Here is a 15,889-nt window from a genome sequence, read left to right as displayed (position 1 = left end):
CAGGCCAGACGACGAGGCGTCAAACCGCCATGATGTCTTGTTCCTTGCCGGCGACCAGTTTGTCGACTTCGGCAATGAAACGATCCGTGAACTTCTGGATATCGTCCTGCGAACGGCGTTCGTCGTCTTCAGAAGCGAGCTTGTCCTTGACGAGTTTCTTGACGCCATCATTGGCATCGCGGCGCAGGTTGCGAATAGCCACTTTGGCGTGCTCCCCTTCGGCGCGCACGACCTTGGTGAGTTCGCGGCGGCGCTCTTCGGTCATGGCCGGCATGGGCACGCGGATCAGGTCACCCTGCGCGGCCGGATTGAGTCCCAGGTCTGAATCACGGATGGCCTTTTCGATCTTGGCGCCCATGCCTTTTTCCCAGGGCGAGACGCTGATGGTGCGGGCGTCGAGCAGCGACACATTGGCCACCTGGCTGATCGGCACCATGGAGCCGTAATAGTCAACATGCACGGTATCGAGCAAACCGGGGTTGGCGCGGCCCGTGCGGATCTTGGTCAGGCCATTTTTGAACGAGTCAATAGACTGCTGCATCTTTTGCTCTGCCTGCTGCTTGACTTCAACAATGCTCATGGTCGAATCTCCGGATTTTTATAGCGAAAAAGAACAAGCTGGGACAGGAGGCTCAGACGTGAACCAGGGTTCCCTCGTCCTCGCCCTGCACGACGCGCTTGAGCGCACCATGCTTGAAAATACTGAACACCTTGATGGGGAGTTTCTGGTCGCGACACAACGCAAAAGCGGTGGCGTCCATGACCTCCAGGTTTTTACCCATGGCTTCATCGAAGGTGATGTTGGTGTAGCGCGTGGCTTTCGGGTCTTTCTTGGGGTCCGCAGTGTACACACCGTCGACCTTGGTGGCCTTCAGCACGATCTCGGCGCCGATCTCCGCGCCGCGCAATGCGGCTGCCGTGTCGGTGGTGAAGAACGGGTTGCCGGTGCCGGCCGCGAAGATGACGACCTTGCCCTCTTCGAGGTACTGCAGGGCTTTGGGGCGAACATAAGGCTCAACCACGCGCTCAATGCCGATGGCCGACATCACGCGAGCGATCAACCCGGCCTTGTCCATGGTGTCGCCCAAGGCCAGGGCGTTCATCACAGTAGCCAGCATGCCCATGTAGTCGGCAGTGGCGCGGTCCATGCCGACGGAACCGCCGGCCACACCGCGGAAGATATTGCCGCCGCCAATCACGACCGCCACTTCGACACCCATACGGGTGACTTCGGCAATCTCTTCCACCATGCGCACGATGGTCGCACGGTTGATGCCAAAGGCATCATCCCCCATCAAGGCCTCACCTGACAGTTTTAACAAGATTCGCTTGTAGGCTGGCATGTGAGAGCTTTCTTTGTTGGGTTGTCTGAAGTTTAGCGGCCTTCCGGCTGGACTGAAATGCTCAAGCAGCTTTGGCTGCGGCGACCTGGGCGGCGACTTCGGCAGCGAAATCGTCCACCTTTTTCTCAATGCCTTCACCCACGACATACAGCGTGAAAGACTTGATCGTCGTCGCTTTTTCCTTGAGCATCTGCTCGACGGTCTGCTTGTCGTTCTTGACGAAAGTCTGGTTGTACAGGCTGACTTCCTTCAGGTACTTCTGCACGCCACCTTCGATACGCTTTGCAACAATTTCAGCGGACTGGACGGCCTTGCCTTCGGCTTGTGCCTTGGCGGCATCTTCAGCGGCTTTGGCTGCAGCCACCGAGCGCTCCTTGGCGACCAGTTCGGCAGGCACTTCAGCGCTGGACAGGGACACGGGCTTCATCGCGGCCACGTGCATGGCGACATCCTTGGCGGCGGCTTCGTCGCCTTCAAACTCCACGACCACACCGATGCGCGTGCCGTGCAGGTAAGAGGCCAGCTTGCTGCCCGAGAAACGCTTGAAGCGGCGCACGCTCATGTTTTCGCCGATCTTGCCGATCAGGCCCTTGCGCACGTCTTCGACCGTCGGGCCAAAGCCGTCAAGCGATAAAGGCATGGCGCCCACGGCTTCCACGTCGGCCGGGTTGTTCTTGACAATCCCTTCGACCACTGCCTTGGTGAAGGCCAGGAAGCTGTCGTTCTTGGTCACGAAGTCGGTTTCGCAATTGATTTCCACCAGCGCGCCCACATCGCCTTCGCGGTGCGCAGCCACAACGCCTTCGGCGGTGACGCGGGAAGCGGCCTTGCCGGCCTTGCTGCCGAGCTTGACGCGCAGGATTTCTTCGGCTTTTTCGAAGTTACCTTCAGCTTCGGTCAGTGCTTTCTTGCACTCCATCATGGGGGCGTCGGTCTTGGCGCGCAGTTCAGCGACCATGCTTGCAGTAATTGCCATCTTTGATTCTCCGTTTTGTCGTTTTTGACACGCTGGAAGCGATCAATTCGCATCCAGCTTTTCGTTAGGTTGTGAAAAAGGGGCTACGCGAGCCCCTTTTTCGCGTCTGGCGCAGAGCCGAAAACTATCAGGCGGCTGCGTTTTCCACTTCCACGAACTCATCCGAGCTCTCAGCCGAAACCGCCTTGACGACGTCGTTCACGGCATTGGCGCGGCCTTCGATGATCGCGTCGGCGATACCGCGGGCGTACAGGGCGACAGCTTTGGAGGAGTCGTCGTTGCCGGGAATCACGTAGTCGATGCCGATAGGCGAGTGATTGGAGTCAACCACGCCGATCAGTGGAATGCCGAGCTTCTTGGCTTCCAGGATCGCGATTTTGTGGAAGCCCACGTCGATCACGAAAATGGCGTCCGGCAGGGCGTTCATGTCCTGAATGCCGCCGATGTCTTTTTCAAGCTTTTCGATTTCGCGCTTGAAGGTGAGCTGTTCTTTTTTGCTGATGGAATCAAGGCCGGCTTCCTGCTGGGCCTTCATTTCCTTCAGGCGCTTGATGGAAGTCTTGACCGTCTTGAAGTTGGTCAGCATGCCGCCCAGCCAGCGCTGGTCAACATAGGGAACACCGGCGCGTTTGGCTTCGGTGGCGACGATGTCGCGAGCCTGGCGCTTGGTGCCTACCATCAGGATGGTGCCGCGGTTGGCAGACAGCTGCTTCGCGAACTTCATCGCTTCCTGGTACATCGGAAGCGATTTTTCCAGGTTGATGATGTGAATACGGTTGCGATGGCCGAAGATGTACGGGGCCATCTTGGGGTCCCAGAAGCGGGTTTGGTGTCCGAAATGAACGCCTGCTTCCAGCATTTCGCGCATAGTGGTCGACATAGGAATACTCCAAAAGGTTGTGTCTAAAATCAGCGCTTATCGTCCCGTTGGCCTCTTTCGAGATTTCCGGGGCAACACCTTGAGTGGCTGATTTGCGATTTGCCTTGCAAACAACAAAATCGTCATTTGCAAAGCCTGTCGAGTATAACACCCTCCCACCCCATGAGCCAGATGCCCCCTTCAGGCGACCTCCATGCCACTCGCCAGGCCATGACGGCCGGCCAGACCTCTCCCCGGCAGGTTATCGAACAGGCCCTGGCCACGGCCCAAAGTGACGCCTGCCGCCACGTTTTCATGCCGGGGAGCCCGCAAAACCACGCCGGAATGGCGGAAAACCCCGTTGCGGACGCTGCAGGGCTTCCACTTACCGGCATTCCGGTGTCGGTCAAGGACCTGTTCGACGTGGCCGGCCAGACCACCGCAGCCGGATCCACCGTGCTGGCAGGCGCCGCGCCTGCCGCAGAAGATTGCCCCGCCGTGGCACGTCTGCGTGTTGCCGGCGCCACGTTCATGGGGCGCACCAACATGGTCGAGTTCGCCTTCTCCGGTGTCGGCATCAATCCGCACTACGGAACCCCCGTCAACCCGGGCGACCCGAAGGTGGCACGTATTCCCGGGGGTTCGTCCTCCGGTGCGGCGGTCTCGGTAACCACGGGCGCAGCCCTGGTCGGGCTCGGCTCCGACACCGGCGGATCGATCCGCATCCCGGCGGCGCTTTGCGGCATCGTCGGCTTCAAAAGCACTGCGCGCCTGGTGCCCACGGAGGGCGCCCTTCCCCTGTCCACCAGCCTGGACACCGTTTGCGCCCTCACCCGTTCGGTGCGCGACGCGGTCACCGTGCATGAGGTTCTGGCGGCACGCAAGGTCCAACTGACCGGCAAGCCGCTCGCCTCCTGCCGCCTGGCCGTCGCCCACACCGTGATGCAGGACCTCCTGGACAACACCGTCGCCGAAGCGTTTGGGCGCAGCCTGCGAATCCTTCGCCAGGCGGGTGCGCACATCGAGGAAATCGGCCTGGAGGAGATCGGCGAGCTGGCCGCCATCAATGCCACCGGCGGCCTCTCGGCGGCGGAAAGCTACGCCTGGCACCGCACGCTGATCGCCAGACACCAGGCCGAATACGACCCGCGCGTGGCCTTGCGCATCCTGCGCGGCGCCGGCATGAGTGCGGCCGACTACATCGACCTGCTGGCCGCCCGCAAGGCCTGGATGGGCCGCATGGAAACACGCCTGCAAGGCTTTGACGCCGTGCTCTCGCCCACCGTCCCCATCGTCGCGCCGCCGATCGCCGGTTTGCTGGACGACGATGCCGAATTTTTCCGGGTCAACGGCCTGCTGCTGCGCAATACCTCCGTGGTGAACATGCTCGACGGTTGCGCCATTTCCCTGCCCTGCCACACGCCCGGCCAATTGCCCGTGGGCCTGATGCTCTGGCATGCGGCGTTGCATGACGACGCGGTGCTGGACCTGGCCCTGCAGGTGGAGACCGCCCTGTCGAATTCGCTATAAAAACGATAGCTTCTCGCGCTCATTCCCATTGGCTTAAAAGCCTTTTTCTTATAAAAATGTACAAAAACATCTCCCCAGCCCCGCGCCCCGTGCCTGCCCCACATGACCGCGGGAGCCTCGCATGAGGGTTGCCGTCATTGGCGCCGGCATCATCGGCATCACCACCGCCTACGAGCTGGCCCTGGACGGCCACGAGGTCACCGTCTTCGAACGGCGCGGCGCGGCGGCCGAGGAGACCAGCTTTGCCAACGCCGGCCTGGTAGCGCCCGGATATGTCACGCCCTGGGCTGCCCCCGGCATGCCGGGCAAGGTCATCAGCCACCTGTTCAACCGCCACGCGCCGGTCAAGCTCGGCCTGCCCCTGTCGGGCCGCGACCTGGCCTGGATGTGGAAGTGGTTCCGCGCCTGCAAGCTCGAAACCTACCTGGCCAACCGCGCACGCATGCAGCGCCTGGCTTTCTACAGCCGCGAAAGGCTGCACTACCTGACCGCCGAACTGGAGCTTGAGTACGACGGCAGCCCCGGCTACATGGTGCTGCTGCGCTCTGAAAAAGACAGCAAGCTGGTGCAGCCGGGCCTGGCCGTGCTGCGCGACGCCGGCGTGGTGTTCAGGGAAATCGGACCCGACGAGGTGCGCAAGATCGAGCCGGCACTGAGCCCTGACACCGACTTCCTGGGCGCCGTGCACCTGCCGAACGACGAGGTGGCCAATTGCCGCCAGTTTGCCCTGCTGCTGAAGAACGAAGCCCAGCGCATCGGCGTGAATTTTGAGTTCAATACGGCTGTAGCCCAATTGGAACGTGCGCAACCTGCTAGTATTTTGATAGCAGGCGAGGCCAGCCCCCGCAGCTACGACCGGGTGGTCATGTGCGCCGGCCTGGCCTCCGCGGAGCTCCTGAGGCCGCTGGGCCTGAAGATTCCCATGGCGGCGGTTTACGGATACTCCATCAGCGCGCCGATCCGCGAACCGCTGAATGCACCGCGCAGCGCACTGATGGACGAACGTTACAAGGTCGCGATTTCCCGCCTGGGCAACCGCGTGCGTGTGGCGGGCAGCGCCGAAATCGGCGGCACGCTTGACAACAAGCGGGCATCGTCCATCCAGACGCTGTACAAGGTGCTGCACGACTGGTTCCCGGGTGCGGCTCAGCTCTCCAATACCGGCGCCAGCGTGCAGGAATGGAAAGGCGCCCGTCCCATGCTGCCCGATGGGCCGCCCATCATCGGCGACAGCGGCATTCCCGGCCTCTGGCTCAACCTGGGGCATGGCTCCAGCGGCTGGGCTCTCAGCTGCGGCAGCGCGCGGGTGCTGGCCGACCTGATGGCCGGCAAAACCGCCGACATCGACATGGAAGGCCTGGGCGTGGCCCGCCTGGGCTGAAACCACCCCGCGTTTATGCCCAAAGCCCGGCCTGCCGGGCTTTTTGCTTTGCGGGGACGCACAATCAGGCCATGCGAAAAATTTCCAGCGCCCGCAGCGAGCCGCTTCACAGCGTGGCGGCGACGCGCGAACTTGAACGGCGTGCCGCCGCCGGGCTTGCGCCCCACACGCTGATGCAGCGGGCCGGCCTCTCGGTGGCACGCCTGGCGCTGGCCCTGGCGCCGCATGCGCAGCGCATCTGGATCGCCTGTGGGCCCGGCAACAACGGCGGCGACGGTTTTGAGGCCGCCATGCATCTGCACCAATGGGGCAAAAATGTCACCGTAACCTGGACCGGTTTGCCGGCCGGAAAAACCAGCCTGCCGCCCGACGCCCATGCCTCGCGCGAGCGCGCCATCGCCGCGGGCGTGCCCATGGCGGCGCAACCGCCCGATGATTTTGATTTCTGCATCGATGCCCTGTTGGGCATAGGCGGCGCGCTGGCCCCCGACCGCCCAGGCACGGCCTTGATGCTGGAGTGGCTGGCGCGAATGCAAGCCGGCAGTGCGCCGCGGCTGGCGGTAGACATACCGACCGGCCTGGATGCGGACACCGGATCTGCTACACATTTGATAGCTGCTTGCGCCCATTCACCGGACGCTACAGCCATTTTTACCTTAAGCCTTTTAACCTTGAAGCCGGGGCTGTTCACCGCCGGCGGCCGGGATTGGGCGGGCCAGGTCTGGTTTGACGATCTCGGCGTCCGCGAAACGCAGGAGGCAACCCCAAGCCAGACCGACGCCTGGTTGCTGGGCGCCGACCATGCCGGCCAGCCGCCCCGTTCAGGCAACGCGCATGCCAGCCACAAAGGCAGCTTTGGCGACGTGGCCGTGTTCGGGGGAGAGTCCACCGCCCACAGCCACATGGCGGGCGCCGCGCTGCTGGCGGCGCGTGCCGCCCTGCATGCCGGTGCCGGCCGGGTATTTGTGGCGTTGCTCGGCAGCCCGGCCATCGCGGTCGATCCGCAACAACCCGAACTGATGTTCCGCACGCCCGAGGCGCTGGACTTCGCGCAGCAGGTGGTGGTGTGCGGCTGCGGCGGCGGCGAGGCCGTCAAGGCCGTGCTGGCCAGGGTGCTGTCGACTGCCAGGCGGCTGGTGCTGGATGCCGATGCACTCAATGCCATTGCAGGGGACACGCAGTTCCAGGCGCAGCTCATTGCACGTCACGGCCGCGGCTACCGCACGGTGCTGACGCCACACCCACTGGAAGCTGCCCGGCTGGCCGCCACCACAGCGGCCGCGGTTCAATCCGACCGGCTGGCATCGGCCCGGCAGCTTGCCGAACAGTTTCAGTGTGTGGTGGTGCTCAAGGGTTCGGGAACGGTGATCGCGGCGCCGGGCCACAGCAGCGCCATCAACAGCACCGGCAACGCCCTGCTGGCCACGGCCGGCACCGGCGACGTGCTGGCGGGCATGGTGGGCGCACGGATGGCGGCCGGGCTGGATGCCTTCGACGCGGCCTGCAGCGCCGTATGGGCACATGGCCGTCTGGCCGACGAATGGACGGCCCCGGCCCTGACAGCCTCGGAACTGGCCCATGCACAAGGCGGCAGCAACTGACAGACGCGCCGACGAGGGCCTTACACCAGGATCATCAGGGCGATTTGGATCAGGACGATGAGCACCAGCGCGGACAAATCCACGCCGCCCACCGTGGGGATCACGCGGCGCAGGGGTGCCAGCAGGGGCTCGGTCAGGCGCCCCAGCAAACCATACGCGGGTGAGCCAGGCTGCACCCACGACAGGATGGCAAAACCGAGCACCAGGATGAACAGGGTTTGCAGCGCCACGCGGATCAGCATCTTCAGCGCAAACGACAACAGCGTCAGCAAGGCTACAGGTGCAGCCCCGGCAGTCCACAGGGTGCCCCCCAGCAGCAGGCCAAACAACAGGCCCCACAGCAACGCATAAGCCAGTGCCAGCAACACGGCCGCCAGGACGCTGGCCCAGTCCACCCGGGACTGCATCACCGGCCTGGGCAGCACGCGGCGCAAGGGCTTGACCAGCCAGTCGGTCACGGCCATCACAAAACGGCCGGGCTGGGCCGTCATGTTGACCCGGACCCAGTTCATCCAGGCTCGCAGCAAAGCCGCTGCAATCAACAGGAAGAACAGCGTTTCAAGCAGGAAAGCCAATACGCGCATCAGCATGGGCAGCGTGCCTTGTGCGTACGAAGCGCAGGCAGGGAAAAGGTGTTGTGCGGAAATTTCATGGTGTCCTGGCGCCTAACGGCGCGGCTTCTTGCCCTGCTTGCGGCCCGGCGGATTGCCTGCCGCCTTCTTGACAGCCGCCTTGAGGGCCTGGATGGGCGACTTGGGCGCCCTTTCGCTGCTGCTGGCGCTGCGGCTGGCTGTGCCGCCGCCGCGGCCGCCTGAGCGCGACTCCGAGCGTTTTCCAGCACTCTTGCTGCCCGCCTTGCCGCCGGTTCGAGGCTCGGCCGCATGGCGCGAAGCGCCGCGTTCCTGTGCCGGCAGTTCCGCCGCATGGCCGCCTGTCTTGTCCTTCATGGCGCGGCCGACCAGGTCCTGGCCCTCGTTGACAAGCCGGAAGTCGATCTTGCGGCCGTCCAGGTCCACCCGGCTGACCTGCACCCGCACCCGCGTGCCGATGGCATATCGGATGCCGGTGCGCTCGCCGCGCAGTTCCTGGCGGGCTTCGTCGAAGCGGAAGTATTCGCCACCCAGCTCGGTGATGTGCACCAGGCCTTCGACGTACATCGCATCCAGCGTGACAAAGATGCCGAAGCCCGTGGCCGCGGTGACGACGCCACCGAATTCCTCACCGAGATGCTCGCGCATGTACTTGCATTTAAGCCAGGCTTCCACGTCGCGGCTGGCTTCGTCGGCGCGGCGTTCGTTGGCGCTGCAGTGCAGGCCGGCCGCCTGCCAGGCGAGTTCGTCGGCGCTGGCTTTTTTCGGCTTTTGCGTTGGCTCCTTGACGCGCGCAGCCAGGCGTTTGGACAGCTTGGCCTCGGCCTCGCCCGGGGTGGGCAGGGTCGGCAACTGGTACTTGGCCTTGTTCAGCACCGCCTTGATGACACGGTGCACCAGCAAATCAGGATAACGCCGGATCGGGCTGGTGAAGTGCGTGTAGGCCTCGTACGCCAGGCCGAAGTGGCCGCTGTTCATCGGTGTGTAGATGGCCTGCTGCATGGAGCGCAGCAGCATCGAGTGGATTTGCTGTGCGTCAGGCCGGTCCTTGGTGGCCAGCGCGATCTTCTGGAATTCGCCGGGCGCCGGGTCATCGGTGATGGTCATGCCGATGCCGGCCGCCTTCAGGTAGTTGCGCAGCATCTCCTTCTTCTCGGGCGTTGGGCCTTCGTGCACGCGGTACAGGCCCACGTGCTTGCTTTGTGAGATGAAGTCCGCCGAGCAGACGTTGGCAGCCAGCATGGCTTCCTCGATCAGGCGGTGCGCCACATTGCGCGTGCGGGGCACGATTTTTTCAATCCGGCCGGCTTCGTCGCAAACAATCTGGGTCTCGGTGGTTTCAAAATCCACTGCCCCGCGTTCGCCACGCTCCTTGAGCAGCGCCTGGTACACGTCGTGCAAGTCGAGCAGGTGCGGCACCAACGCCTTGCGCTGCGCCGCTTCAGGGCCGCGTGTATTGGCCAGGATGGCGGCCACTTCGGTATAGGTAAAGCGCGCCTGGCTGAACATCACCGCCGGGTAGAACTGGTAGGCGTGAACCTCGCCCTTGGCATTGACCAGCATGTCGCAGACCATGCACAGGCGCTCGACATTCGGGTTGAGCGAGCAAAGGCCATTCGACAATTTTTCCGGCAACATGGGAATCACGCGGCGCGGAAAGTACACGCTGGTAGCGCGGTCATAGGCGTCAATGTCGATGGCGCTGCCGGTTTCCACATAGTGGCTCACATCGGCAATCGCCACCAGCAGACGCCAGCCCTTGCCGCGGCCCACTTTGGCGGGCTCGCAATACACGGCGTCGTCAAAGTCGCGGGCATCTTCGCCGTCGATGGTGACCAACGGCACGTCCGTCAGGTCAACGCGGTGCTTTTTGTCGGCAGGCCGCACGGCGTCCGGCAGGGTTCGGGCCAGGGCCAGCGCTTCGTCGCTGAATTCATGCGGCACGCCGTACTTGCGCACCGCGATCTCGATCTCCATGCCAGGGTCGTCGATCTCGCCCAGTACTTCCTTGACGCGGCCTACGGGCTGGCCGAACAGCGCCGGCGGCTCGGTGAGTTGCACCACCACCACCTGGCCGGCCTTGGCCGTGCCGGTAGCGCCCTTGGGGATCAGAACGTCCTGGCCATAGCGCTTGTCTTCGGGTGCAACCAGCCAGACGCCGCTTTCCTGCAGCAGGCGGCCGATGATGGGATTCGAGGATCGCTCAACGATTTCCGTGACACGGCCTTCGGGCCGGTTTTTGCGGTCGTGCCGCACGATGCGGGCCTTGACGCGGTCCTTGTGCAGGACTGCACGCATTTCGTTGGGCGGCAGGTAAATATCTGCTTCGCCGTCATCGCGCAATACGAAACCATGGCCGTCGCGGTGGCCGGAAACGGTGCCCTCGAATTCAGCGAGCAAGCCGGATGAATGGGCGGACGATCCGCCGGGATGGGAGTGAGTTGTTTTGATAGAAAGTCTCTTTTCGTTGGAGGCTGCCGGGTTTAAGTATGCAGCCGAAATATTTCAGGAAAATTTGAAGGCCCGGGCCTGAGAAAGCATTGAAGTAATGGTACACTGCTAGCTGTGCCCGGGTGGCGGAATTGGTAGACGCGCACGGTTCAGGTCCGTGTATCGCAAGATGTGGAGATTCGAGTTCTCTCCCGGGCACCAGATACACCAAACAGCTTTGCCAGACTCTGAAACGAGCTCTGGAATAAAGCAAGATTAAAGCCACTGTGACCCAGTGGCTTTTTTGTGGCCGACCCACTCTTCAGGTTCGGCGTTTCGTCCGCAACCTTGATCAAACAGGTACAGCAACCAGGTCGTGGCCCTGGGTTCCGACGATGCGGGCCCGGGTGAACTCGCCCACTTTCAGCGTCTTGCTGATTTTCTCGGGCGGTAACAGCTTGACGATGCCGTCGATCTCCGGCGCATCGGCATAAGAGCGCCCGGTGCCACCCTTTCGGCCTAGCGCCGGCGCCGAATCCACCAGCACCTGCATGGTTGCACCTACGCGCTGCTGCAGTTTCTGGCTGGACACCGCTTCGGCCACGGCCATGAAGCGGGCGCGCCGCTCTTCACGCAACGCCAGCGGCAGCATGCCCGGAATATCGTTGGCCGTCGCACCTTCTACTGCGCTGTAGGCAAAGCAGCCTGCGCGGTCGATTTTGGCCTCTCGCATGAAGTCCAGCAGATGGTCGAACTCTGCTTCCGTCTCGCCGGGAAAACCGGCGATGAAGGTGCTGCGAATCACAATTTCGGGGCAGATTTCGCGCCAGCGCGCAATGCGTTCAAGGTTCTTCTCGCCGCTGGCCGGCCGCTTCATGCGTTTGAGCACATCCGGATGGCTGTGCTGCAACGGTACATCCAGGTAGGGCAGAACCTTGCCGGTGGCCATCAGCGGCAGTACTTCGTCCACACTTGGGTACGGATAAACGTAATGCAAGCGCACCCAGGCACCATACGGCTCGGCGATTTCACCCAGTGCCTGCACCAGTTCCAGCATACGCGTCTTGATGGGCTTGCCATCCCAGAAGCCGGTGCGGTATTTCACATCGACGCCATAGGCCGAGGTGTCCTGGCTGATCACCAGCAATTCCTTCACGCCGCCTTCAAACAGGGCGCGCGCTTCGTTGAGCACGTCGCCGATAGGCCGTGACACCAGGTCGCCGCGCATGGACGGGATGATGCAGAAGGTGCAGCGGTGATTGCAGCCTTCGCTGATCTTCAGGTAGGCGTAATGTTTGGGCGTCAGCTTGATGCCGGCAATGCCAAAGGCATTCGGCACCAGGTCCACGAAAGGATCATGCGGCTTGGGCAGGTTCAGGTGCACCGCGTCCATCACCTCTTGCGTGGCGTGCGGGCCCGTCACCGCCAGCACACTCGGGTGCATCTGGCGCACCAGGTTGCCACCGCCCTCGCCCGCCTTGGCGCCCAGGCAGCCAGTAACGATGACCTTGCCGTTTTCGGCCAGCGCCTCGCCAATGGTGTCCAGGCTTTCCTTGACCGCGTCGTCGATGAAGCCGCAGGTGTTGACGATGACGAGATCCGCACCTTCAAAGGTCTTGGAGGTCTGGTAGCCCTCGGCGCTCAATTGCGTGAGGATCAATTCGGAATCGGTCAGCGCCTTGGGGCAGCCCAGGCTGACAAAGCCAACGCGCGGCGCGGGCTTGGTGTTCACGGAAACAGGGGGGGAAATAACTTCGCTCATGGGGTGTATTGTCTCAGGTCCCTGATTTCTATGGGCTTCTAGGGGCCGCCAGAAATTCAATTGCCGGGATACAGGGCAAGGCGCCCGGAGCGCAGGAACCGGAATGCACTTGGGTGCATGAGGATTCCGAGCACCGCGCAACGCAGCCATGTGCCCGGAAATTGGGTTTATGCGGCTCCTAGCGCTTCAGGCCAAAGGCTTGAAGCATCTGCTCGCTCTGTTTTTGCATTTGCTCCTGCATCTGCGTGAAAACGTTCTTGGATTGCTCCACATAAGTACCCATCATGCCCTGCATCATGGGTGATTGCGCATTCATGAACTGGGCCCACATTTCGGGGCTCAACCCCTTGGACTGCTCGGCCATCTTGACCTGCAGGTCCATGAAGCTCTGCACGTTCTTCTCGAGGTAGGCGCCCATGAAGCTTTGCATCGCATTCCCGTAAAAACGGATGATGTTGGCCAGCACGGCTTCGGTAAACATCGGCGCACCGCCGGTTTCTTCTTCGAGAATGATCTGCAGCAGGATGCTGCGCGTCAGGTCTTCATTGGTCTTGGCATCGCGCACCACAAAATCAGCGCTGTCCATCACCAGCTGGCGGACTTCCGTGAGCGTGATATAGGCCGATGTCTCGGTGTCGTACAGCCGGCGATTCGGGTACTTCTTGATCACTCGTGAAGCCGCAGCCTTGCCGGCAGCCCGGCCGCTTTTGGCACCGGGAGTGCCGTCGGCAGAGGCGTCGCCCTGTAAAGGCGGCGTGCCGGATGACGGGCTGGTGGATTTGCTTTTTGGCACTGATTTCTCCTCTGAATGACGACCGGCGTCGAAACGCCGGGACTCAATACATTCTAGGAATTCTGATGTACTCAATCCCCTTGGTTTACCCTGTGTGCCAGTCCGCATTACAAAGAATGCAGAACCTGGATCAGGAACCGTCGAGGGAATTGGTAGGCGCGATTGGACTCGAACCAACGACCCCCACCATGTCAAGGTGGTGCTCTAACCAGCTGAGCTACGCGCCTAAGGACTGTTCGAAGCTCGTATTGTAGCAAAGCAAAACGGCTATCTTGCTTCGCCCCGAAAATTTGCCGAAAAAAGTCCTGCAGCCGGGTTCAACGTCTCCGCGCGGACCGCACGCCCGGCACCTCGGCCACGACGGCCAGCACCTGGTTAAGCCGGCCCGATTGCGCAACTTCAACGGTGAATGTCATCCACGCCGTGCCGCCGCGGTTGTCCTTGACCGACTGTGTCTGCACACCAATCACATTCATTTTTTCCTTGGCGAATACCTCGGAAATATCGCGCAGCAAGCCCTGCCTGTCCGCCGCCTCCACGGCCACATCCACCGGATACACCGCGCCATCCGCCGTCTTGGGTGCGTTCCATTCAACCTCAATCACGCGGTCGGGGCTGCCGCTGGCCATGTTGCGAAAATTGCTGCAGTCGCTGCGGTGGATGCTGACCCCTTTGCCCTTGGTGACGAAACCTAGGATTTCATCCGGCGGCGCCGGCTTGCAGCATTTGGCCAATTGCGTCAGCAGGGAACCCATGCCGACCACCAAGACGCCGCCGCCACTTTTGGATTTCTGATTCGGCGGGCGCGCTTTTTTTGCCAGTACATAGTCGTCCTGGCTCAACACCGGTTCGGGCGGCCTGAGCATGTTTTCAATCGTGCGCAGTGACAACTCGTCCTTGCCCACTACTTCAAACAAATCATCCGCCGCCTTGAAGCCGAGTTGCACCGCCAGGTCGTCCAGCTTCATGGCGGTCTTGCCCTCGCGCTGAAGCAGTTTTTCCACGGCCTCGCGACCCCGGGCCACGGTTTGCTCCATGGCCAACGCGTTGAACCATGCGCGGACTTTCGACTTTGCACGGTGGCTGCACAAGAAACCGAGCTCGGGGTTAAGCCAGTCGCGCGAAGGTCCGCCTTCCTTCACGGTGATCACTTCCACCGTCTGGCCGTTTTGCAAGGGCGTATTCAGCGGCACCATGACACCGTCAATGCGCGCGCCCCGGCAACGGTGTCCCAGGCTGGTGTGCACGCTGTAAGCAAAATCTACCGTCGTCGCGCCCTGCGGCAACTCCACGATGGCGGCATCGGGCGTCAGAACATAGATACGGTCTTCGAACAGGCCCTGCTTGGCGTCGCGTGCACGCTGGGAGGCCGGGCCCGAGAGATCCCTCTCCCACGCGAGCAGTTGCCGCAGCACGGCGATCTTGGCGTCATATTCGCTGCTGGCCGACACGCCCGCGTAACCCTTGGCACCCGCCTCCTTGTAGGCCCAATGCGCAGCCACGCCGTGCTCGGCATGGTCATGCATGGCCTGCGTGCGCACCTGTATCTCCACCGCCCGCCCGCCATCGTCACGCACTACGGTGTGCAATGACTGGTAGCCATTGGACTTGGGCTTGGCGATGTAGTCGTCAAACTCGCCGTCCACCGGCGTGAAGCGGGAATGCACAAAACCGAGCGCGGCATAACAGCCCTTCACGTCGGCGGCAATCACACGCAAGGCACGGATGTCAAACACCTGCTCGAAGTCGAGCGACTTGCCGCGCATTTTTTTAACGATGCTGTAGATGTGCTTGGGTCGGCCCTGCACCAACGCGGCAATGCCGTTCTGGTTCAGTTCGCGCTCCAGCTGCGCACGCAAGGCCTCCATGAAGCCTTCGCGCTCCACGCGCTTTTCATCCAGCAGGCGGGCTGTCTGCTTGTAGGTATCGGGTTCCAGAAAACGGAAAGCCAGGTCTTCCATTTCCCATTTGATCTGCCAGATGCCCAGGCGGTTGGCCAGCGGCGCAAACACATGCAGGGATTCGTGCGCCAACGGCAAAGGGGCAGGTTGCCGGGTGGCCGCGTAATGGCGCAGGGTTTGAAGCCGCGACGCCAGCCGCAACATCACCACCCGCAAGTCGCGCGAAAACGCCAGCAGCATCTTGCGGACGTTTTCGGTTTGCGCGGCCGGGTCGTCCAGCAGATGCGCCTTGGCATTGGCAGTACGAGCCTGCCGCTGCACCTGCACCAATTTGGTGGTCTCCAGCGCCAGTGCAGCGTAGTTGGCGCCGAAGGCCTTGGTGATGACTTCCTGCGGCTTGTTCAGGTGCTGGCACGCATACACCAGGTAGGTCGCGGCCTGCATGGCTTCCGAACCGCCGATGTTTTTCAGGATGGCAGCCACAGCGTCGGCATGCGCCAGGATGTTTTCACCCGTGTCGTGCGTTTCGCTGGCGATCAGAGGCTCGGCAAACGCCCGGGCACGGGCCAGCGCATGCGGCTGGTCCGGCAGGCTGTCGGCCGTAGCGGTCACGATGGAGGCGTTCGCCCCCTGGGAGGCTGTCGGGCTACCGGGCCCGACCACATTGCTTTTCATGAAACTTCAGTCAAATAGTTGCGAGGCTGGCAGCGCCGCATTGCGGCA

The 15,889-nt window shown here is 62.4% G+C and carries 12 protein-coding genes and 2 tRNA genes; 4 read left to right on the top strand and 10 right to left on the bottom strand.

Annotated elements, in window-relative coordinates; genetic code table 11:
• Positions 1-19 precede the first annotated feature (19 nt).
• The 4 genes from frr to rpsB form a co-directional block, all read right to left on the bottom strand.
• On the bottom strand, positions 20-580 hold the full coding sequence (gene frr / locus AC1DZE_RS08510) for a ribosome recycling factor (protein ID WP_457280558.1): 561 nt from the start codon (positions 578-580) through the stop codon (positions 20-22).
• A gap of 52 nt (positions 581-632) precedes the next feature.
• Positions 633-1,343 (bottom strand): UMP kinase, encoded by a 711-nt coding sequence (pyrH, locus tag AC1DZE_RS08505; RefSeq protein ID WP_036838012.1) that lies wholly within the window; start codon positions 1,341-1,343, stop codon positions 633-635.
• A gap of 61 nt (positions 1,344-1,404) precedes the next feature.
• The gene (tsf, locus tag AC1DZE_RS08500) at positions 1,405-2,319 is read right to left on the bottom strand and encodes a translation elongation factor Ts (RefSeq protein WP_457280557.1); all 915 of its coding nucleotides are present in this window, start codon (positions 2,317-2,319) and stop codon (positions 1,405-1,407) included.
• Between the two features lie 127 nt (positions 2,320-2,446).
• Positions 2,447-3,199, bottom strand: coding sequence for a 30S ribosomal protein S2 (gene rpsB / locus AC1DZE_RS08495; RefSeq protein ID WP_457280556.1), 753 nt, complete (start codon positions 3,197-3,199; stop codon positions 2,447-2,449).
• Between the two features lie 162 nt (positions 3,200-3,361).
• Between rpsB and AC1DZE_RS08490 the strand changes: the two genes are divergently transcribed.
• From AC1DZE_RS08490 to AC1DZE_RS08480, 3 genes are all read left to right on the top strand, one after another.
• Entirely contained in the window at positions 3,362-4,708 is a 1,347-nt protein-coding gene (locus AC1DZE_RS08490) for an amidase (RefSeq protein WP_477672145.1), read from the top strand.
• 121 nt (positions 4,709-4,829) lie between these two features.
• Positions 4,830-6,089: a D-amino acid dehydrogenase gene (locus AC1DZE_RS08485; RefSeq protein ID WP_477699948.1), complete on the top strand. Its 1,260-nt coding sequence runs from the start codon at positions 4,830-4,832 to the stop codon at positions 6,087-6,089.
• Between the two features lie 71 nt (positions 6,090-6,160).
• Entirely contained in the window at positions 6,161-7,690 is a 1,530-nt protein-coding gene (locus tag AC1DZE_RS08480) for an NAD(P)H-hydrate dehydratase (protein ID WP_477699947.1), read from the top strand.
• Between the two features lie 20 nt (positions 7,691-7,710).
• Here the strand turns inward: AC1DZE_RS08480 and AC1DZE_RS08475 are convergent, their stop codons facing one another.
• Complete coding sequence (locus AC1DZE_RS08475) at positions 7,711-8,280, bottom strand: YggT family protein (RefSeq protein ID WP_477672142.1); 570 nt, start codon at positions 8,278-8,280, stop codon at positions 7,711-7,713.
• Positions 8,281-8,355: 75 nt separating this feature from the next.
• On the bottom strand, positions 8,356-10,680 hold the full coding sequence (gene rnr, locus AC1DZE_RS08470) for a ribonuclease R (RefSeq protein ID WP_477672150.1): 2,325 nt from the start codon (positions 10,678-10,680) through the stop codon (positions 8,356-8,358).
• A gap of 167 nt (positions 10,681-10,847) precedes the next feature.
• Between rnr and AC1DZE_RS08465 the strand changes: the two genes are divergently transcribed.
• Positions 10,848-10,932, top strand: a tRNA-Leu gene (locus AC1DZE_RS08465).
• 130 nt (positions 10,933-11,062) lie between these two features.
• Here the strand turns inward: AC1DZE_RS08465 and rimO are convergent.
• The 4 genes from rimO to AC1DZE_RS08445 all read right to left on the bottom strand — a co-directional run bounded on the left by rimO (position 11,063) and on the right by AC1DZE_RS08445 (position 15,841).
• Positions 11,063-12,472, bottom strand: a complete 1,410-nt coding sequence (gene rimO / locus AC1DZE_RS08460; RefSeq protein WP_477672698.1) for a 30S ribosomal protein S12 methylthiotransferase RimO — start codon at positions 12,470-12,472, stop codon at positions 11,063-11,065.
• A 178-nt stretch (positions 12,473-12,650) separates the two neighbouring features.
• Complete coding sequence (gene phaR / locus AC1DZE_RS08455) at positions 12,651-13,142, bottom strand: polyhydroxyalkanoate synthesis repressor PhaR (protein WP_477649198.1); 492 nt, start codon at positions 13,140-13,142, stop codon at positions 12,651-12,653.
• A gap of 273 nt (positions 13,143-13,415) precedes the next feature.
• Positions 13,416-13,492: transfer RNA gene (locus tag AC1DZE_RS08450), tRNA-Val, on the bottom strand.
• A 90-nt stretch (positions 13,493-13,582) separates the two neighbouring features.
• The gene (locus AC1DZE_RS08445; protein ID WP_477672699.1) at positions 13,583-15,841 is read right to left on the bottom strand and encodes a RelA/SpoT family protein; all 2,259 of its coding nucleotides are present in this window, start codon (positions 15,839-15,841) and stop codon (positions 13,583-13,585) included.
• Positions 15,842-15,889 lie beyond the last annotated feature (48 nt).

The organism is Polaromonas sp. P1_F1, from assembly GCF_056405795.1.
This window is presented reverse-complemented; position numbering and strand designations above follow the sequence as displayed.